The following is a 23,868-nucleotide window of genomic DNA, read 5'->3' as shown; positions in this document are numbered from 1 at the left end:
CGGCAAGTTCTTGAAGCTATAGGCACCATCCTCATCAGTTAGTACGCCAATCTCACCTGGAACCAGCAGCGGATCTACTTCACTGCCATCTCCAGAAATATAACTATCAGGTACTTTACCCGTCGTGCGAAGGTCCGCACCGAAGTTCGTATTTTGGAACCAATGGCTGCCATCAGTGTTTATTTCAGCTGGGTTGAAATACCACTGCGTCATGATCACGCACTCGCCTGGCATACCCGGCTCGCTGGCGGCCCAACCCTCAGTTGTTTCGCCCGACTCTTCATCGGTCACTTCTTCAGTTGCTTGCAAGCCATCATAGTTAGCGTCATGCCACACACGACCGGTAACTTCAGCCTCAGGAACCTCAACCAAGCCAGCATCCCACATCTCATAACGCTGAGCGTTGTTGAGGTCGTAGGTATAACTTACTGCCGGCGAGATCTTGATAGTCTTCAGGTCATTTGCTTGCGAATCTTCAGTTGCCGGACCTGCCAAGACAATCATGGAGTTCGGACCAATGCCAGTATCCAGATCGGCTTTCAAGCCAGCGTTGGACTCATTGAAGTAGTGCGTAAACTCGGTTTCACCTGGCGTCACCGTAGACGGACCCGCCAATTCAGTTGAGCGAAGATCAGAGTCATTTTCGTCATCTTCGCCATCTGCATCATAGGCGGAATTGCGCAGGGTTGTTCCCCACGTGGTAGTCAAGCCCGCTAAGGTCTTGCGGTCAATACGCAAGCGATAACCCGCTACAAACTTCTCTTTGTCTTCATCCAGCTTATTCGGGTCAGGATCCAATGGGTCAGGCACGTAGGTACGTAAGCCCTTGAACACATACTGACCAGCGTTGTTGGTGGTTTGCGTCAGGTACTCTTGGTTCGGTACCAACTGCCAAGCACCCGAGGTGCCAGCTTTCGGATTCCACCAATATTGCTCCAAGGTAACCGTAACACCTTCAATACCCGGCTCAAGCAAGTCTTGTACACCGTTGTAGTTCAAGTCGTTCCAGACATAGTTGCCCAGATAGCCCTTCGTGCCATCAACGTAGCCAAGTGCCAGCTTGCGATATACCTTGTAGCCGCGCCATTCTTCGCCCTGCTCGTATACAGCATGTCCGTCTTCATCAACGGGCACAACCGCCTCGAACGGATACGTTTCGCCAATGCCGCCTGCACTGCGCAAGTCGTTATCCCACACGCCCGTGTCGGTTGCAGGACCAGCAAGCGGGTCTTTCGACCACAGGTATGGCGTCGGCTTAATCAGACGCGTGCCAACAGCGTCAACGCACCTAATCAAGTAGGTATAGCCCGGACGCAAGCGGAACTTGAATTCGCCACTTTCATCCGTCAGCGTCTCAGCCACATCACCATTGGCATCCATGATAGGAGCATCCGAAATAGTTCCCGTAATGGGATCATACTGATAGACGCTCACGCGCATGTTCGCCAAACGCTGCTCTCTTTGCGTTGTTGGAGCAGTACCCGTATTTGACGGGTCAGACTGATAATCCAGGTAGCCGTCAATCAACTCAGGATCAATCTCGGCATACTCGTTGGTCACCGGATCGCGCTGGTCATAGCGGTCGTCGCGATAAACAACGCCAGCATAGGTGATCGGACGAGAAATACCCACATCGTAGCTTGTTGCACGTGCGTCATAGATCTCATGGGTCGGATCAGGATTGCTGAACGGATCCTCGGTCTTCTTGAAGTATTCAGCATCATAGTTGACTGCTTTAACATCAATCGGATTCGTGGTGACAGCTACCAGAGCCGTCTCGTCTACATCAGGTGTAGCAGGATCATCATCAACGTAGGTGATCTCCATCGGGTTGCGCGCATCGTCTGGACCAATTGACTTGGTCGTAACTGAGTAGTTTGCATATGCCTTCGGGAAGGTAAAGCGCAACTTATACTGACCTGGCAACAGGTTAGATAAGATCCAATAACCCTTATTGTCGAAGTAGTCAGACTCAGTCACATACGTAGCCGGAGCACCCGCGTCAGCGTTAATGTAGCCGCCAGCCGCATTCAACACCGGCTCGCCTGTGCGATCGTCGCACAGTACCCAACGAGACTCGCCCGCTGCATTGATGTTTTCCATATAGCGAACCACTTGGCCGTCACGGTTACATGGCAAGCCATATGCATTGAGCAACTCAACAGTAACGCCGTTTACACCCGGATCATCCGGCACGCCGTCAAAGTCAAGATCCCTGAACAGGTCACTGGTTACATTGCCATCACCATACAGACCCGTCCATTCGCCCGTTGTCTTATCAATGGTCTTATCCGTTGACAAGATGAAGCGTCCATTGTCTGCCTTATGGTAGGTGGTTTCACGACCAAGTGCGTCTTTCACCACCGGACCGTCGGTTTCGTTTTGCAACATATCCCAGTTGTAGTCAATCCAGACATAGTCGCCCAGGTAACCACGCTCGTCAGGTGCATCAATAAAGGCACCTGCTTGCTTGTTCTCTTGCATACGAGCACCCGCGTCGTTTGCCGCCGAGTTGCCCGCAGTATTAATACGCTGCAAGAAGCTGTTCCACTGCGATACGCTTGCCAAACGTGCTGCCAATTCTTCGTTATTTGACTCTTCTTCCAAGTTCATGTCGAAGTTAGCATCACCAGTTGTCGTGCCCAAATACTTCGGCAGGTTCAACGGAGCATGCAAGTCATAGGTCAGACGAATGTAGCCTTGGCAGGGCAGGATGATGGAATCTTTTTCAACCTGTGCCCAAATGCCACGGATAGACTTCTTGAGTTTTTCGCCCTCATCTGGGTGTGCTGCAACATAGGTCTTCAATTCGTTCAAACGAACGAAGTTATCTTGATACAGCAACGCCGGATTAGACCTACGCTCGTTCATCCACGTGGTCTTCTCGTCGTCACGACCCTTGTTATACATGGTCGGCATCTCAGACTCAGGCAGCGGGATGAACTTATCGTTTGATACCTTCTTGATAGGTCCAACCCAAATAGTTGCCTCATCAGCAGCCAGAACACGACCGCCCGGGTTCTTTGCATCTTGCGGATCCATCGTCGTAAGCTTGATGGAATCAAGATCATTAATCCAACCATTCCAACGCGAATCACGCGGGATACCAATTTGGTTATCTTCGCTATCCACACTGTTGAAGTACACCTGGGTGTCGCCCTCATGCGGAAGCATATCCAAAAGTACGGTATGGACATAGTTCTTCGCTACCAACTGGCTTGCGCCGGGGTTGTCGGCTTGAGCCATGTAGGTGTAGTTCGTACCCTCAGGAACCGCAACCGGACCATTGACGTTACGCGTGTACATCGTGTTGATGATCGATGAGGAGTACTTGGATTGGTCTTGCGTAATATTTGACGCAAAGCCTGCAGCTTCCAACTCTTCCTTGAGCATCATTTGATTCGTATTACTGTCAAGGTTAGCGTCACGTTCGTCCAAAACGAAGCTGATCTTGTCATTGCCTTGGATAACCGGAACATAGGGGTCATAGTTACCCGACTTGTGAATATAACCCGTTGACGTCATCAATGACTGCCCAATTGATGAACTTGCATCAGAACGAATTGGCATCATGAGCTCAATAACAATGGCTTGTCCCATACCAAGCGATCCGCGCATTGCGTGGCCTTCTTCGTCCTCGATACCTGTGAACTGCCAGTTCATGAACTTACGATTCATGCCAGAGTTAACGTCACCAAGCTTATCTTGGGTTGTCAGACTTCCACCAACCTTCGGGTCGGTCAGCAACAACTCGTGGTTATTCAAGATTTGCGTAGTCTGGAACGTCGCATCTTGCTGCTCAATATGGTAGGTCCACATGGGCTTCACGTGGTTGATCGGCGTTGCATAACCGCCATCAGCAACCGTCCAGTAACCCAAAGGCTCGCCCGTATCAGGGTCATACATCGGGTTGCCATTTTCGTCCAAATCAGGCACAAATTCTTGAATGGCTTCGTTCTTGTAATTGATATTCAGTTCGCAGTCAGTTGATTGCGATTGCGAATATGGAATGTATTGGAAGTCCTTCGGAGACAGGGTTGCTGCAGCACCGAATCCTTCAATGAACGGGAAGATCATTGAGATGTCGGGGTTAGAGCAGTAGTCCGTAAAGTCTGTTGGCATGCCAAGAGACTTGAGCTGATCACCGCTCAAGTTGGTCAACGTAATGGAGTAGCGCATCATACGTGACGTTGCTACGTCAATAGAAGGCTTGCCAACAACCCACTCAAATGACGTTGCAGAATTGCCCGTGAAGTACGCTTGCTCCATGTTGATACGCAGCGTCGGATACTCCGCGTCACGATAGAAGCCTGCACGCGAGCGCTGCGGCTCGGCGAACTTCGTATCGTCATAGCGAAGCGATACCGTTGCATAGTGGTTCATATGTGCAGCAGCATTTGCCGCAACTGCCCTGGTTGTTGAACCATCTTTCAAAAGCGGCGAGGTGATACCCAGATCGCGCGCGGTATTGAAGTCTTCAAGCGTACGTGAATGGATGAGTACGCCCGCTGCATTGTCCGTTAATGTTTCAGGCATAACCGTCTTAGCAATTGTTACATGGTTGCCCTTTTCATCATAGACATAGCGGCCGTTTTCGTCCTTATCCCACTCCCAACCAGTATTGAACTGATCAGGATCAACCTCGTATGCCTCTTGCTTGCCTGCCGTAGCAGCACGCGTCTCGGCGGTGCTTGCATCATAAGGCATAGCATCCACGTCAAGACGGAAGCCAGTAGGAATAGGCGTATCATATGCAGCTTTGTCATTTGCCAAGGCATCCCAACCAGTCAAACCTGGTTCAACCGCTTTCACTACCCAGCGAATCTGACGAATATCGTTATAGCCTGACAGATAAATGTTAGATACATCAATCACCGCGTTGGTCTTATCAGATACTGCATAGCCATCTTGGCTACCAACAATGCGCCATGTACCCGTGGTGCCATCAGCGGTGTTGAAGTCAAGCGTGTCATCTTCGCCGAAGTAGTAATCACGATCAGCATCCGAACCGGGCAATGCATAGTTTTCAAACTCTTGGAGCTCAGCACCATTTTGTTCGTGGTAAACACTTGTACGGCTCGTTGGCGTGCAGTCAACCACGCGCGCCATGACAAAGACACGAAGCTTCGTCTCATCTTCAGCCTTATCATTTGTTGGCGTTGCACCCGGTGCCTTGCGAGCACCCTCAGTGGATGCATCGCATGGGTTGCCTTCAGCATCTACGTAGTCAGACCACGTGGCACCCGGAATCTCCCAGACACCTGAGTTAATGCGGTCAACATAAGGACGCGTGCGAATAACCGGCGTGTTCTGATCATTGAACGGTGCGTCATATACACTGCCTTCTGCTGTTGCCCAATATGGTACTTGCCAATCAACCATAAAGCTGTTGACTGCTGCACCGGTATTGATTGCCTGGGTGACATAGAACTGATTCTCGCCACCTTGGTGCGAGTCATCAGCCAATGCCACGCCGAAGTCATCACTAAAGAGGACGCGGCGCTGTGCTGCGGTATCAGCACGAACAGAAGCGTTGGGACGACGTACCTTGAAGTAGCCTGTTTCAGCATATTCGAAGACATCAGTAAGATTACCGTCAAGGTCAAAGTCTTTCTCAGGAATGATCTCGCCTGTTGATGAATTAACGCTTGAAGGACCGTCCAGTACTTTGTTAGCTAAAACAAAGCGTGAAATATCCTGGCTGACGAAGTTGTACAGCGGGCTGGTAGGACCTGCGGCAGCATTACGCGTTGGCTTCGACACTTCGCGACGCGTTACGTTGCCAGCTGCATCAGTGTCTTCATACACGTGCGTCCAGCCTTTGCCCGTCCACTGATCCGGACGCTCAGCAACCGGACAATCAGGGTCAAGCCACGCCATCTTCATGTCGTGCAGCGTCAAATATGCCTGGGAGGTACCACCATCCCACGTGCGAATCTGCTTGAGCGCTTCTTCGTAATTGGTCTTTGCGTCATCAAGAGCGCTGTCTTCAGAGCCCAAGTTGTCAATACGCGTCTTAATCTTAACAGTCATGACATCGCCAACGCCAAAGTAGCCGTCACAACGAACACCTTCCCAGAACGCCTCAATCATAGAGTCATAGCGCTCAAACTCTTCGTCTGTTGCGTCGTCAGGCGGTGCAATCTCAATGACAACCACTTCGCCTTCATGCGACTTGCTCTTCAAAGCCGCACCTGCTGGCACAACATCCAGCGGATCATCAGCATCGGGCTTACCATAGTCGCCGTCAGTAAAGTTATTTGCTGAATAATCAGGTTGCGTTAAGAAGTTCACTGTCCAACCTTGCTCAATAAGCTCTTTTGGCGTGAACGTTTCTTTAATAGGCGTTGTCGAACCACGCGGCGTGTGTGTCCACTCTACAAGGAACTGATAATCGTCGCCCACATAATCGTCGCAATTCTCTGTGGTGAGCGGCTGATCATTATAGAACGTTACCTGCTTGGGCAAATGCAATGCATATACCTGGCGGGCATGCTTTACCGAACCTGCACGCGCAACAACATTCATGCCGTTGTAGTAACCAGCAGGGTTGGTGGAAGTTGGCGCTTTAACATTGTAGATAGACGATGCGAACCAAACAGCATCACCATACTCCAAGCTCTTGCTTGCAGCACCCGTCTTACCACCATCATTGTCCAGTACCTGATATGAATACGTGCCATTAGAGTTCTTAACGCGCGTAGCACCCGTACCCGTAGCCGTAGGCTGCGAGCCATTGTCTCCTTGACCTATTTCTACCTCATAACCCGAGATAACGTTGGGGTACTTCGTACGCAGCTTCAACGTGGAAACTACACCACCGTCAACACGGCTTGCCGTTTCACCCGTATCGTTGCGGGCGAATTTCTCAACGGTGCGTACCGCATTATTCTCATTGAGGCCATATGTTGATTGAGCGGTCAACGCCAGACTGGGGCGGAAGCGATAGTCTTCCACATTAAGACCTGCGTTGAACAGCGTATTATTCACATCGTCAAGACCGCCATCGGTTTCACTATAACGACGCTGATAACCAGGCAACCAGTTGTTCTGAACACGATCCATGGTTGCAGTACCGTCATCAATATAGTCATACGGAATCACGCCTGCCATATAGAAGGTATGACCCTCACGTTGCCATTGAGCAATTTGATCGTAGCTTGATGTGATGTGCTCGTTGGTATTCCAGTACTCAGAATAGCCCGAACGATAGGTTGCAAGGTAGGTCTTGCGTGCATCTAAACGTTGGTCGTCGGCAGCGCCGCCAATGTGACGGTACGCCGCACGTGAACCAACGGTGTAAGGATTGTTTGCAATCTGGTCGTCAGTAATATATTGGAAGCCACCCATCTTAGACGAAACAAAGGTACGAATGTTTTCGTACGAACGTGTCGTTTCAAGACGATTTCCTTCGTTGTCGTTCTGACGGCTTTCACCCAATGACATGATTTCAAGCTTAAACGTATCCATCTCATTTGTGCGGATGCGCTGCTCGTTTGCCACATCACCATTGGTATAGGTGCCATTAGCTGTGAAGCGAACCACGAAGCGATAATCCGTATCACCACTTTCAGCGGTTACCTTCTCATAGGTGACAGTTGCATCGAAGTCAGCCGTCTTTTGCGTATCGGACTCATTGTGAGCATCCGAGAGCTTTTCGCGTGATGACGCCTTCGCGTCGTCAGCATAAACGACATTCCAGTCAGCAACATCCATAGCCTGCTCAACATCAGGCTTCATATCATAAGGTTTACCTGTTGCATGATGTACCGGCACAATGTTTTCTGGGAGAACCACCGTAACCGTAGGCATCACAAGTGTACCCATTGAACCACCGTTGATGGCATAGGTGTGATTGTGGATCTCGTTATAACCCCATGAATTGTAATCGTTGCGGTTGATGTGGTTGACATCAAGTGCCAGGTCATTCCACCAATAACGATTCTCAATATGAACGTTGAGTTGACGCCTATCACCTTCAGACTCAAGGTAGTACGAAGACGCGTCTTCGCTCACACCATCAGCACCAATTGAATTCCACACGCGTACAAACGGAGTACGTTGTTGTGCACGTGTACCAGTTTGTGCGTAGATGGCGCCACCATCTGCGGTCGTGGAACCTTCACCCTTATAAGCCAAGTTCCAATTTACCGTATCCGAATCAGCCACCTTAACACCAGCAGGTGTGGATGAGGTTGCCTGAACCGTATTGTTGAGTACCGTACGTCCATTAACTGAAGGCATGCTCGGCGAACCATAAGCAAGGTCATAGCGGTGATCCAAATTCTCACGGCCATAATTTCCTGCATGCCATTCGCGCAGCATCCACTTATAGTCCATGCCAAACGGTTGGAGATCCATGCTATAAGCACCAGTATGACCACGGTTTTCGGTGACCTCACGGCCTTCGTAATGATCCAAGTCGTAAACCTGGTAGTAAGCCGAAGATTTTGAAGGAAGCTCACCAGCAGAAGTATCTGCACCACTTACTTCGCGCGTATCAACCGGGCGCGTGAGCACGCGGTCATACCACATTGAAGAGAGGTTATTAGCAAATACATGCGAGGCAATGTCAACGCGAATCTTATAACCAGCCATACCTGAATACGTATCAGGGTCAGCCGAGTTCACCAGCGTTGCAGCATCATCCGGCGTACCGTCAATGTTGCGGCCAAACCACTTGCCCAGGCTTTGGCGAACAGTAATCTTGAGAACCCACGGCTGCGAGCTTTCAACATAATCCTGCGTCTGGTTGCTTGTAGAAGCCGAAGTGATTGACGTATACGTTGAGGTGGTTACATCAGATGACTTGTCACCATTTGTTGTATTAGCAATCTGCAAACCGTTGCGCCAATCAGCAGGATTCTGCGAATCACTGGGCGCATCATAGCCTTGATACGGACCGTATGGTGTCTGAATAATTTCGACATCAATGAGATCCGGATCAATGGCTGCATAGCTATCGCTTGTTGTAGGCGTTGCGCCATATCCGCTCGGACCACCAACATTAGCAAGGACGCCAGCGCTTACTTGCACATTGCCGTCAGCATCAAGCTTAGGCTCGGTACCGCGCGGCATGATATAGGTAAACTCAACACCATCCACATTACGGTCACCATAGTTGTACGCCTGCAACCTGGATGTGTAATCCTGGTTGTATTCAAGCGTTGAGTTGTACTGTCCGTAGATGACGCCACGATGATCGCGATAGATGCAAGCAGCCACATTGTTTCCGTAGTAGTTGCTCTCATACCACCACTTCGTAGCATCGCGACCATTTAAGTACTGACGCTGAGCCATGTAGTTGTTGGTAGAGGCATCAGGCACCATCTCTGAAGACGTTGCCAACCATGCCTTCTGCAAGTGCAAACGCGTCTGGCTCCATACCAACGGGGTGGTTGATCCCCAACGGGTCTGACGAGTTACGCCATTTTCGTCAACCGTTGATTTGAGCTCGCCCATCGTACGTGGTTTGGTGACATAGCGATAATAGTCACGACCCCACGTGTTGCCGAAGTTGTAATTGTTGGCATAGTTTTGATACGTGACAAAGTACACGTCCTGCGGCAGGTCGTTTGCCACCAACTCAGCAGCACCAGCCGGTCGAACTGGCGTATAACGAATGTATTGCACGAAGCGCGACGTCTTAACGTCTTCATCCAGATATACACCGAGGTTGCCTGCATTGCCGCGGTTGTTATAGGTGTAAGAGCCATCTACATTATCTTGTGAACCGGGAATAAATGACAGCGAACCATCAAACATCTCCCAGCGATCAGTATTCTTAGGCCTATCAGCTGTAAACGCGGATTCATGCAAGAGCGAATCCATATCCATGAGCACTCCTTCGGTGCTCAGGCGAAGCGCTCCTTCAACATTTACCAAGCCGCTAAAGCCATAGTTTGCCGCACCAAACGGGTTGGCGCCGGATGCACCAGCCCAGTCGTTGTAATACTGATACTCATAGTCAGTCCAGTACTCACCAACACGGGGGAAGTATGCCGGCTCTTTTCCTGCCGTACCTGACTTCTGAGCTGACAGCATGTTGTAAACCTGCGGCAAACCATCAATGGCAGCGGTTACATCAAACCACAGCTCAATAGTGTCGCCCACTTCAACGCAGGTGGTTCCTGGCACTACCAGGTCAACCGGAGAAACTTCTTCGCGTCCAGGAGGCACAACTGAACCGGATACATCAGCAGACGGATCGGCAACCCACTCAATGCGGAAGAGTGCAAACTCGGTTTGTTCGCTCACGCCTGAAGCGGTGGGGTTCATATCCGCAAACGGCTTACCACGACGGGTGTTGGTATAACCCATTTGCGTGGACGTGTAATTCATCATGCCACCGAAGTCGCTTGCATACTGCGGCGCTTCGCTATACGGCACCTGCGTAACTTGCAGTTTCATGCCGCGCAAACGATCGGCAGAAACGTCATTGCCGTCTTTGTCTAACCAGCGAACGTTTCCTTGCAGATGTGCCTCAAGATAAGCCGCATCAATGGTAGATCCGTCAGCTGCCTTGAGATAGTCAACAGGGATGCGCTCGTAGAAGACGGGATTGTAAATTTCACCCTCAATATCCATGGCGCCATTGGTACCCTTTGGCAGGTTCCACAGCGTATCTTTGTACCAGAACTGCTCACCAGGGATATAGCCCGTTTTTTGTGCCGCATCCCACGTGCGTGCATTCGTTGCCTCAACCTGAGATTCAGTCTGGAAGACTTGATTCTGGAAGCGGATAACCGGCGTACGACGATACACGCGCAACGTGGTGGAGTTGTTTTCGTCTTGCTTGGTCTTAATGACGCCATGCTCAACCGCATCACCGCGTACCAGGCCGCCCGCGTCTGCATCAGTGGTGGCATTGTAGAAATCAAGCGCAGTTTGCTCATGATGACGATGCGTATAGGCTACGTCAATGGGGAAGCCTTGAGCTGACTGCCAAGACTCATCCAGCTCACCATTGGTGCGGACATTCTGATAACGACCAACACCGACAAGCGCTACATCATCAAGCGCAAAAGCAGTGTTGGTATTAGAAGCAGTTGCCGTTGCAGGTACGTCATAGTAGGTCCAGCGAATGGCCATGACGGTACGGAACGGGTTAGCATTCTCGTAATAACCTTCATCAGAGGGCTCTTGCGGGCGCGCGGCATTATTCGCCATGAGGGTCTTATAGTCAACCCAATCACCCATCGTTCCATCTTGCTTCATTGCCTTGGAATCGTAGTACTCAATAAAGATGTCAGGACGCTGATTTGCTGCACCCGTGCCATTGAGATTTACGCTGTCGGGCAACGTTGACGGATAGCACAGATCAATAGGCTTGCCATTGGCGTCTTTACGAACACTCGAAGTGCCATTTGCCAATTTCGGCGTATCGGTCATCTCAAAAACTTGACGTCCCTGGCTGTCGTAGAAACGTGCCGTCACCGTAATATCGGTGGTATGGAATGTCGGGTTCTTGATACCACGAACGGTATATTGAGCTGTTTCGCCGTCGGTACGCGGCAAATTGCCGTAACGGTCAACGCCAGTAAAGTTGATGGCTACTGTGGTGTCATCGCGGTGATTATCCCCACCACGAACACGGTCATAACCATGGTTGTAGAAGCGCACGAATGAATAGTCATGCGCACCAAACTGCGTCTTACCACAAGCCGACGTCATACCACGCCAGTACTGCACGTGCTCAAGACCGCCATCAGCTTGCGTAACGAATACATCATGATTGTTGTCGCCGCCACCGGGAATGCGGTACTGCAAGAAGCCATGCATCGGAGCAGAAACTGCATAGAAGTCCGCCTGCAAGCGAGCATCTTGATATACTGGCGAGTCATTCGTAAACGGCGAATTTTCCGCTGCATCATAGGCATCTGATCCCAGCTCAGAAGTCATCTGCGTAATGACGCGAATGTATACGCCTTCACCAGCTGCAAACTGACGCGTTTCCGGATCAGTAATCTTGCCGTTTTCGTCCCACTTGTCCTGACCAATGTTGAATACAAGCGCGCGGTTGTTGTTGTACTCTTCAATGGTTTCGGGCTCGGTCGGATCTGTTGCATGTGCCGGGTTGTCTACGCGAGACATGTCCACTTGTTGTGGCGCATCACGCATAACCGTCAGATCAGCGTTGCCAATCTGTGCAATTACGTCATAACCGGTCGTGTTGCGCTCATACCACTTGCCGTCAGCATCTTGTGCTTTCGCTACTTCCCAACCGACAATGCGCTGGCCGCGCGGCACCTGGAAGCGAGCATCCACATGTTCAAGCGGCAATGCCGAACCCGCCTGCGCACCAACGTATAAGGTGTACTCAATGTAGTCGCCCGCATAAAGGCCACCATCAGGCACACCTGTTTGTACAGCATTTGAATCAGGATCAAAGCTAAACGGTGACGAGATGTCAGTATCGTCAGCATCGTAGGCAAAGATCTTGGTGTTCGTGCCGTTGAGATTTACGGTCTTGCCGCGAACCATAGAGGTTTCCATGGAAGCCAAGCGATGGTTCAGATAATCCTGTGCATACCAGTCAAGCGAGTTGCCCGTTAATACGTTGTGGTTCGGGTCTTTCGTCTTGATAGAGTTCGGCACAATGCTCAACGTCTCGGTGCTCGTAATCTGGCTGAATGCCTGACCTTGCTTACCAAATGATGGGGTTGAAGTTTCGTTCCAATTGCCCGCATTCAAGTCAGTAGCAGTTGTTGCTGTAGCATTCTTGAAATCATCCACGGTACGGTCAGCATATACGCCGTCATAAGCAAAGGCGAAATTGCGACCATTGCCCGAAGTATTATTTCTGTCTGCTGCCAACCATTGACCTGAGTCAAGCATTGTCTCAGGTTTTGCACGTTGTGCATTGGGTGATTCAAATTCAAGCGCCAATGTTGCAATGCGCGTATCAACATAGGTCAAGTTAACCGTTGCAATATCAGGAGCAAAGCCATCAATCATGTTGGTAGCAGATACTGCAGTATAGGTGCGCAAGGTGATATTACCAGCCACTAACTGCTCACGCAGATAACGCTCAAGGTCAACCTCGTAGCAACCAACATATTTACCTGTGGTCAGAGGCTCGGCAGAAACAACACCCGTTGCCACCAAGTCTTTCCAGTCAACCGATACGGTTTGGCCATTAAAGGTAAAGGTGAACTTCTTAAGCAACATCCAATCCGGATCACTTTGTGCGTCTCCGGGCACCAGCTCACGCGGTACATACACATGCTGCATACGGAAGTAGCTTGAGGTGGTTGTTTGCAGTCCCACCGCACTAATATGCGAAGCACGATATTGGTCATCTTTGCCGGGGTTACGATCCGAGATGTTCTGGAAACGCACCTCAAACGTCTCAGATGCAGGAGTCAAATTGTTCGTTGCATAATCAACTAAGCTTCCAATAGAGCTGTCGTTGTTATAGCGCTGAATTGAGGTGTTGTAACCATACGGAATGAGATAACCCATCATATAGGCTTGATCGGTTGAATGCTCGTTGTAGTAGTTACCCCAGTTCAGAACCGTTGGGTTTTCATCATCATATAAACCTGTCAGATAATTATGACCATAGGTAAATGACGTATTCGTTGAGTCTGCAAGCGTGGTCGGCTTCTGATTCTTATAGGTATAAGGACGTCCGTAAACATAGACATCGCGGTCTGCGTTACCCATATTACGATTGGGCGTATAACCACGTCCCGTTTCTTTGGTGTGGTCAATGTCGCCGCCAAAGTTCTGCATCACGATGTCATAGTTCACTACGAATTCGTTTTCGTCCAATGCCAGTTTGACGCACTTGTTCAAACCGTAGTTTTGCAGCTCGGTTGCAGGATCTTCATTTGGACGCTCAAAGTAAATATAGACACCTGTATTATTTGCAATTGCAGTGTCAATTCCCAACTGAGCACGATCAAGAGTTACTTGACGCGTGGAAGTTGAATAGGTCTTACCATCTGCATTGAGCGTGTATTTGCGAAGATTAAAGACGACCTTCTTCACATGCGGCAGCAAGTCTTCGCCATTGGTGCGATTGATCATTTGCATACCAGTTGAAAGGAAGCCGTAGTATTGCAGCTCAGGGTCTGGCTCACACACTGGCATGGTGTCGCGCAAGATGGCCTGGTCGGCAAAACTGATCTTGCCCGAGAATTCGTCTACTTCCCAACCGCCCGAATAACCATACGGTTCATAGAGGCGGTAGAAAGAAACTGAATAGTGTTGATCAGACGCAAAGCGCAAGCTCTCGTCACCATCGTTGCCCTCGGTGAAGTTTTCATGCACGCCTTTACGGGTAAAGACCGCCGACTCACGAGCACTCATGCGAGCGCTGGTCATAAGGTGGCGCATCTTATGTGCTTCATGGCTGTGATAATACCCGTGGGTATCATGATAGTCCTGATAGCCAAAGATTGAACGATGGTCATCATGGCTATCGCCAGAATCATAACGCTGAACAGCAACAGCGCCCGGACGCTTCGTTGCAGAATGCTCGCCACCAATGCGCATCTTCACGTTTGTCGTGCAATAGATATCTTCTTTGGGACGATACAGACGACCGGTTACCTCAAATGAGTCAACAGCCGGATTTGCATAGTTATACCAGGTGCCGAAGTCAGTCTGGTTTGCACGCTTAGAACCATCAGCAGCATCAGCAGCGTATTGTGCCTGGTTGATGTCTAAGTTGTAAACAATAGTAGTAACGCGATCCCCTACCAACGGCTCATTAGCCTGGTCATATGCACTAAAGGCATCTTTGTAGGCATATTGCTTACCTGCGGCGGTAGTGTCGAAGTTAGGTTTATGCTGACCATTTTCCTTGTATAGCAAATTCAAACGCATGAACTGCGAATTGCCCGCACTATCGGTCTCCACCGAATTGAGACCCGCCATCTGAATGGTAGCTTTATCAATGGTGAAGCTTGTGCCATCTCCATAATAGACCGTGATGGAGTTGAGATAGTTCAAGGCATAGCGATGTACGCGCACATAATATGCGTCGAAGTTGTCTGAAGGAATGCTCTGTACAACCTCAAGATTTGCTGCCGTATTATATGTGCGACCATCAAGCGTTTGATAATTTACATAGCTTTGGTCAAGGTGGCACGCACTTTCAATTGAGTTGTTGTTGTTCTGTCTAAAGTCAAACGTGAACGATGCCTGAGTCTTGTATCCAACATCAAGACGCGTATCAGGCTCGGTGCCCACATACCAATAATGACGGTGGCATGGATCTGTGGTGTATGACCACTTATCAAAACGATTTGCTCCGCCGTCGTTGTAGGCAGCACGCGATGTAGCATCAAAGAACATCTTTGACATCAAAATGCACGTATCATCTTTGCGTGAAACTTGATACTGGTGATTGTGGTCACTCGGCAAGTTTTCGCGAATACCACGAAGATGGTTGGTACCCGTTGCCGTGATAAACACGCGCTCTGAACCAAGAGCGGCGTCTGCGAAGCCATCAAAGATAACGCGTTGAGCGTTCACATTTTGGCTTCCTGCGCGGTTCATGTCTTTCCAGCTATAGAGGTTAAAACGCGACAGATGGTGGATACCCCAGCTGCGCATTTGAGCCTCGGTAATAACCATGTTGCCATTGGCTTCACGGTTAATAACAGAACCATCGGGCGCTTTCCAACCGGTCACTTCGCCACTAACATCTTTAACAGGAGTCAAAGTTGCCTTAAGCGACGTTGTGGTGTCGGAGTCCGCCGCACCATACAACATAATGTTGCCGGGATTCTCATACTTGGTAATCAAATCATTGGTGATAGTGACCTTTGTGGTATGGAAGCCGGTCCATGCAGTCGTGGTGGCACCACCTTGGTCGGTGATAATGCCTGTCTCACGAGCAAGGTAGAGCGAAGTGTCCATGTCCACATCGTCAAGCGTTGAGTAGCCGGAGCTATTCCAGAACTCTGCCCACATGACGAAGTCGCGGTCATAAGGAACTGCCAAATGCGTACGCGCATTGTCGTCATTTCCAACAATATTACCTTGATTGCCTTCTGTTACTTCAACGTACTGAGCATGCGTGCGAACATGCAAGCCAGGACGCGGAACGGAAAGCTCAGGATACTGAGAAGTTGTTGCGCTGCCGTCTTCGGGACCCGTTTGACGACCTACCATGGTCAAGCGCAAATAAGTTACCGGATTGGGGTTTGAGTTGGTGTAATTACCATTAACGTCTGGACCGTGTACATACAAAGGAGATGCTGTGTCATACCAATCGGAAACACCTCGCGTTGATGCATGCAGCGTGATGCCTTCATACCACGGATCAATGGTGTCGTAGCTTGCTACAACATTAGCTAAATGACTCGTTGCAAATGGAGCAAACACACCACTTTCAAGATCAAATTTGTAAGTACCATCAGCTTGCTGATACTTCGCCAAATCTGCCAACGCGATAACAACATCCGGCGTAGCTGACGTTGTTCCTGTCAGCGGATTCATAAAGCTAAATGCCAACTGCTTGAACGTAGAGGTACCGTCGGCATTGGTGCCCATCTTGGTTAACGCTTCATCAAAGGTAAAGGTCTTTGCCTTATAACCGTGAACAGCAACACCAGGAGCAACCTCTTTGTTGCTTACTGAATCAACGTTGAACGTAATAGTATTTTCATCTGAACGAGAGTCAGTGTTGTTGCGAATAGCAAAATCATAGCCTACGTTATCCTGATCAATACCAACCTCAACGCGTGCTGCCTTGGTGTCAGTTGTTGTCGTCGGAAGTGAAGCAGCTGCCTTGAAGGCGTTAGATGAGGATGCCCATGCAAACCAGCCAATATGCAGACGATAGTTTGCGGTACGCGAAACGCTTGAACCATAGTTATCATTAAGCGGCGTGAAGTTTGCCGTTGAGCGCGTGTAGTGCTGATTGTAAAGAGCATGCGTCCAGTTATAACCAGAATCGCGATTCACCCATGCGCCATGCGTTTCAACTTTGCCATATACATAGGTATAAAGGGTCTTGTCGTCTTTAACGAACGGATTCAGTGTTGCATAACGAAGGCGAATACGCTTAACGTCAGCTACGTTCTTGAGTTTATCAAGCGGCAATGACAACTGACCAGTTGTCTTATCTAAATAAGTAGAAGCAAGTGTTGCCATGTCGATATCAGCAACTTTGTTGTCGTCGATATCATAGATCTCAATGCCATCAATCTTACCTGAGGTATGAATATATGCACCTGCATTATCAGGGTCTTCGCTAAATCCAGGAATACGCAACTCAGTTGCAACGAAGCCGCGCAAGTTGCCTTTTGCGTTATAAGACAACTCATCCATGACCATATCAAATGCCACTTCGTCAGCTGAAGACTCGGTGTCGTTTTGCAGATAGTACCTAAACCAAACAGCTTCATGCGCGGTGTTTTCGCCCCAACGATACGGCACCATGGTGTTTTCGCCATCATTTTGAGCGCCGTTATCTTTAGTCCAATATGAGTTCACACCAATCTTCGGATTAATAGTTGTAACGTTTAACCACGAGGTTCCTGTTGAGCTCTTGTCAAGTGTTCCATGGGTGGACTGCAAGGTAGCAGAAGCGGTACGCGTTCCCACCAAAGTTGGCGTACCAAAAAGTGCTACGTAGACATCATCAGCCAGCGTAGTTGCTTTCTCTTCACCCATATCTTCAAAGTCAATAACAATACGCTGGAAGTAGTAGTTACCCCAAACGCTTGCAGGGATAACAGCGCATCCGATGGAGTCAGCTCCGTACTTATCAATCAAAGCGGTATCTGTTGACTTGACGATGTATTGATCAAGATCCTTGCGCGTCAAGGTAACCGGTGAGTTAGCCGGATCCAGTGAATACAGCTCTACTTTATTAATAGTAGCGTCTTCAAGGTACTTGCGAGAAATCACTACATGGCTTGTCTCGAAGCCCTTCGGATTTCCGTTTTCGTCATTTTCAAAGGGAATGTTGCCCGTTGAGAACAGACCCGGTTTGAACGTTGCGTTATTGCGGTTGAGCAAACGGAAAACGTATCCCGAGCGATTCATAGCAAGCGGAGCCGAAACACCACTATTGACAGCAGACATAGAAGCTCCCCGCTTGTCAAATGCGTACGCTTGTACAAGCGGATCAGCATTAAGCACACGAAGCGTTGCGGTAGAACTTCCTGACTGTTCCATTGGCGGGTCGCCATATTGTGTTTCAAGTTTACCCGTTACAGAATGGGTTCCTACTTCAGTTGATGCGCCGTAGATGGCAACATAGCTGCCGCCACCACGTACAACTGCTGTATCGCCAGCGAAGGTATCAAAGCTAAACTCAAGATGCGAGAAGTATTCGTCACCCCACACGCTTGAGGGGAAGATATAGCTTCCCTCCATCGAAGGATCATAGGTACCACCCGCAGCAGTCTTGCCTGCTGTATCAACCAAATACGGAGCAAACTCATCGGCTCCGACAGTGGTGTCGTGATTAAGCGTAACGGAAGAAACATTACCGGCAACATCGGTGTAGTAAAGCGTAAGTGATGTAACCTCTGCCTTTGTGAACAGATCTTTGCTCATAGTGACAGACTGAGTGTTAAAACCACGCAACGCACCATTATGTACATGTGCCGTAATAGGGGTAGTTGAAAACTTACCTGGTTCAATCTTAGTTGAGGTTGTATCACCTAAATGGAACAACCATCCTTGCTCAAGCTGTCCAAGTGGTACTTCATAGGTAGAACCACGACCACCGAACGGTGGATTGTATGCAGTCTCAATAGGAGCAGCATCTACATAAGGACGCGCCGGCAAAACAGAGAGTTTTGCTGTTGCATTGCTAGAGCGCTGAACGTTTGAACCACTATATTTCGTTGTAAACGTACCCGTGATTGGTTGTTCGCCCGTGAAAGAGGACAAACCATGCAGCGCAACAAAGGCATCTGTTGCATTCGGGGCAGTAGCAACGCCACCTTCAAAGGTGTCAAAGTCAACCTCTAAACGCAGGAACAAACGATCTTTGCCCAAAATAGAGGTAGGTATCAAAATGTTGCCTTCAAGCGAAGGATCAAACGTACCACCAGCAGGTGTAGAGCCACTTGCATCCACCAGATAGCGCGTCAAATCAGATGCAGATAACCTAATTTGTGGCGAACTTGACCCCGTCTGATAACTATAGAGGCGAAGCTCGGTAATATCACTCTTTGCCAAAAGTCCCGCAGAAACCATGACATACTCAGCTTCAAAGCCACGCACACCATTGCTGGTATCAAACTTGACTGCCGAAGTTGAGAAGGTACCCGGTTCAATCATGGACGGGTTAGGATTGCTGAGGTTAAAGACATAACCATTGCGCGGATTATTCAATGGCGCATTGACGGTACCGTTCAGCGGTGACCATATTTGGCCAAGCTTGTCATAAGAATAGGCTTGTACTGTTGGAACAACAGGACCAATTGCAACCAAGTGAGCCTGAGATTCAGCGCCAGTTTGTTTTGAGCTGTAATACTTGTTACCGTCATTTCCTACCGGTACTGCCCATTGCTTGCGACCAAAGAATGGCTGCACTGAATTAGTAAAGCGACCAGAAACGCCATCACTTGACGGTGCACGCATAATGCCGTTTACCGTAATCTCACCTGGCATGGTTTGATTTTGATGGATCTCTTTTGCCATCAAGAATCGCATGTTACCAGTAAACGTCAACACAGGTTTTGCAATAAGAGAGTTGCGCGGCTTCGCAGAAACACCTTGCTGCTCAAGTTGTGCTGCAATGCCATTTGCGGCAGTTGCACCACCAACACGCCAAACAGCATATTCGGTATTGCCGTTAACGCCACTATCAATCTTGACAGGTGCAGCAGAAAGCGTCACCCATGACTTTTGACCACGAGCATTTGTTGCCTCAAATTGAACAAGGCCGCCGTCAAGATAGAGCCAATCGCGCATGATGTCATCAACCGAGCGATTGTCCGGATAGGGATCATCTGGATCCGGCAATTCTTTTTCAATCCTGAAGTCAATGCTTACCGGCTCCCAGCTTGCTGGCAGATCGTCATCAAGTGTTGCACCATAAGGCACATCAAGATCTTGACCAGAAATGGGCATATTGCCCGTAACTTTCAAATTACGCAAACGATATGAAGACAGATAGCCCACACGATCATAAGCGTCTTGGCCGGTTCCCATCCAGCGTTTTGCATTGTAGTTGTAAGCCTCTTTGGTGACTTCTACATTATTAACTGGCTCAACAAACGTATCACTATTGCTCAGCTGTTTGGTCCAAGAATAACCATTCAGGCCACGACCGCCGAAATACACCGTGGACGATGTAGCAAAGTCTACGTAGGGATATACCTTTTTGCCACCCATCGTAAACGGCTGGATGTTGGTGGTATAAGGTACGGCAATAACCATGGTGAAGTGATCATGGTTGTCTGCGATGAGATTGCCATCTTCGTCATAAGCATCAGGCGTCAGCTTACCACCGCGTTCTGAAGGAATCTTAAACGAGAAACGACCGTCCATGCCGCCGGTAAAGTACGACAGCGGCTTCAAGCCCAATTCTTCAGCATTGGAGAACTTGTCAATATCAATGGTTTCCCAAATATCATCAGTCCAGTCAGTTGCATCATAAATCAAGATGCCGCCCTGGTTAGGTTTACCAATAAGCTCACCTGGGTAGTCCGGTGAGAAGTTGTTGTTCGGGGTGCCATTAGCATTCCAGGTCATGATGTCTTCTTGACGAACACCGCCGCCACCACGTGAGTCATTGGTGACCATGAACGAATAGTCAAGCAAGTCAACCAAGGTATCAACTGAACTTGAGGTGTTAGTTGTTTCAACCTTGTAGACCATGTAGTTATATTTGTCCCACAAAGCAGGACGCCATAAATTAGTAACGGTGGTGTTCCACTCAAGATTGGTTTTGATGAAGGTCATTGAACGCGAAGAGGTAACGCCGCCGGTACGGTCACCTGCAGGAATAACCAAGTTACCATACTCAGTGGTACCACCTTGTGGCGTGTAGTTGTGAACTTCGCCACCAATTTGAATGGTTGCGCCAGTGTTTTCTGGAATGGCGCCAACAAAAGAAATCTCAAACTGCGGGCGCTGGAATTCCGTTCCCATGCGGAAGTCAGCAGAACCACCGCGATAACGCAATTTGTAGCTGCCGGTCAGCGTGCCCTCAGGATAGAGACGATTAAATTGCTCTTGGCTACGAATGATCGTGCCTGCCTCGTTTACCAATTCCCAGTATACAAACAAATTCGAAGGTGGCTTAGCAACCAACTTAATAGGTGAATTAGCATTGTTGAAGGCTTCATTATCCTTCATAGCTTTGTCATAGTCGGTCTTGGTGTAGCACGATGCCACTGCACCATTTTTATCAAAGTACAGATAAGGCACATTGAAATAGAGAATGGCCGGAGACTGTTGCGTTCCTAACCAACCACTCTTGAATGGGAACGTTGCGTCCAAGGTTACAAACGTCGGATCACCCGTTCCTTTAATAAGGTACGTGTCAACAGCACCAGGGATTGCTTCGTTTTCTGAGTTCAGCGTGATAAACGGATTAATTGCCTGCGAAAAGTCAATTGTTGCATGCGTTGAAATTCCCGCATCAAGAGGATTGATGAGCGAGCGGTTTGCAAATAACGGACGACCCGCGCTAAGGTTAACGTTACCAGGCTCAACACCAACAACAAAATCAGCTGCATCATCAGTGTTGTCATCTTCGTCATCTGTATCAGAGGCTTGCTCATCGTCAGAAGATGGAATTGAAGGAAGGTTCGTCTCAGGGACAACCGTCGTAATGTTATCAAGGTCACCAACACCAGGAAGCGTCGGGGTTTCCACATAAGGCTGTGCTTCAAATTCAAATGCAACATCTGCGCGCTCGGTCAAAAGCACCGGAGCGTTGTTTTCCAACACTGATGCTTGCAAATCGAAAGTTGCAAACACCGGCTCATAATCAGCTTCAGCGTGCTGCGGCGCAATTGCCTTTGCGTCGTTTTCGTCATAAAGCTCAACGGCATCTTCGCGATACGGAACCGCAATGTAGAGCGTACGCTGCGCGTTTTGCTCAACACGGCCAGCACCCTCAGTAAGCGAAACGCGTGCTTGAGCATCTTCAGTGACATAATAAGAGAGCGGTTCTAGACCAGCATCAGCAAACGTCTGAGCGTCAGTGGGATCAAGCGCTGCAATTTGAGCATCGGTCAAATCAGTAACATCAAATACCAGCAGACCACCTTCGCCCGCCACTCCAACGAACTGATTGTCCTCACGCGTTTGTTGGGATGTGTCAATTACGCCCGCTTCGTCACAGTTAGCTTGTGCGCCTTCGTCAGTTGAGCGGAACGCCATAAGATCTTCCAGCGTAAGACCGCCGATGCCGCGCCAATCCGCATTAAATGTTGCGGCTAAAGCAATACTTTGTGCAGGCAGCATTTTCTCGGGAACACGATACGTAGCAAGAGCAGTTGCATAACCCATGCCTTCGCCATCGCGCTCAATCATGGGCGACAGAGTTGTTGCTGACAACGTCATCTCTGCTACAGCTTTGGTGGTATCTGTTGAGAGGATGAGCGAACCTAACGTGGTGCGCAGACCATTTCCGCGCTCAACGGTGCCTTCTCGATCAGTGAACGTATACGCCTCAACGCCATAGGCAACCTTAATCACGTTGTTGTCGCTTACCGTGCCTACAAAGCCCAACTCGAACTCAGGAGCTACGGCATCAGCGTCAAGTTTGCCGTTATCGTGAGCCTCATTTGTGCCCCCTTCATAACGCAAAATGACGTGACCCGTCACGCCAAGCTGTAAATCTTCTTTGGTTGCCTTTTGATAGGCATCACCGTGCTTAACCCACACCGACCAATCGGGTAGCTCATCTTCGGCGAAAAGCGCCACACGAGGCGCGTCTTTTACGAGGGCTTCATCTTTAGCCTTCTCTCTTGCAGCAGCGGCAATACCTTCTGCGCTGTCTTGCGCTGTTGCTTCTTTGGCAAGCACTGCACGTGCGGTGCGAAGGCGCCATTCTTCTTGCGAAAGCGTGGTGCCCAACGCCTCTTCGCCCACATCAAAGAGATATGGAATGTCCAGAGTTAAACAAAAAGCATCTTGATCGGAAGTTCCTCCAAGATATCCACCCTCAAGCAACTCGCCTAAGTTGCCAAGCTCATAGCGGCTCGGCATACGATTTTCACCCACCAGATATCCGCCGGATTGCGTGTAGGGAACACCCCATGTGGCAAGCAGCGGATTCGTGCGGGAAGCAATATCGGCTTTGTCAGTTGATTGAGCAGGGGTAGGCAAAACTTGTGCAGCTGCAGTCAGATTCTGCGGCAGAAGCGAATCAAGTGCACTTGCTTCAAGCTCAAGCGCTTGGACATCAGCAACACCAACGATGTTCTCTTCAGGCTCATCAGCTTCACCCTCGGTGGAAACATCAGTGTTTTGGTCAGCCTCATTAGTGGCATCCTGATCCGATGCATCATCAGCATCAGCGTCGGTTGATGCGCCTTCGTCCTGACCGTCTTGCTTGGCGTCATCATCTTCAGCCACTGCATTGTTGTCAGAGTCAGCCTTGTCATCTGACGATGCAGCATCTTGAGAGGCTTGCTCATCACGAGTGCCCTCTGCGCTTGTATCTACAGATTGCTCATTTGTTGTGTTTGCCGCCTGAGCAGCCTGCACCAATGGCGAAATCCCGGAAAGATCAAACATGGTGACAGCCAACAAGACAGACAGGACGCACGATAAAGTGCGTACCCACAATTTGTCCCTAAACGAGGTTGAGCTTAGCTCTCCTCCTGTTACAAAATTGTTCTCATGATTGGCTGCGTGATTGGAAGAAGAATGCATCTTCTTCACCTCCTGAACCTGCTGATGACACGCTTCATTTCGATTTTGCTTCAT

Annotated in this window: 1 protein-coding gene (cut by a window edge); it reads right to left on the bottom strand. The window is 49.3% G+C overall.

The features are described from left to right. Positions 1–23,868, bottom strand: partial view of an SdrD B-like domain-containing protein gene (locus NFR28_RS02305; protein WP_251178213.1) — the 5' portion only. The gene continues 4,827 nt to the left of window position 1, outside the view; only the first 23,868 of its 28,695 coding nucleotides appear in the window; the start codon lies at positions 23,866–23,868; its stop codon lies beyond the left edge, outside the window.

The organism is Adlercreutzia agrestimuris (assembly GCF_943193125.1).
Classification (GTDB): domain Bacteria; phylum Actinomycetota; class Coriobacteriia; order Coriobacteriales; family Eggerthellaceae; genus Xiamenia; species Xiamenia agrestimuris.
This window is presented reverse-complemented; position numbering and strand designations above follow the sequence as displayed.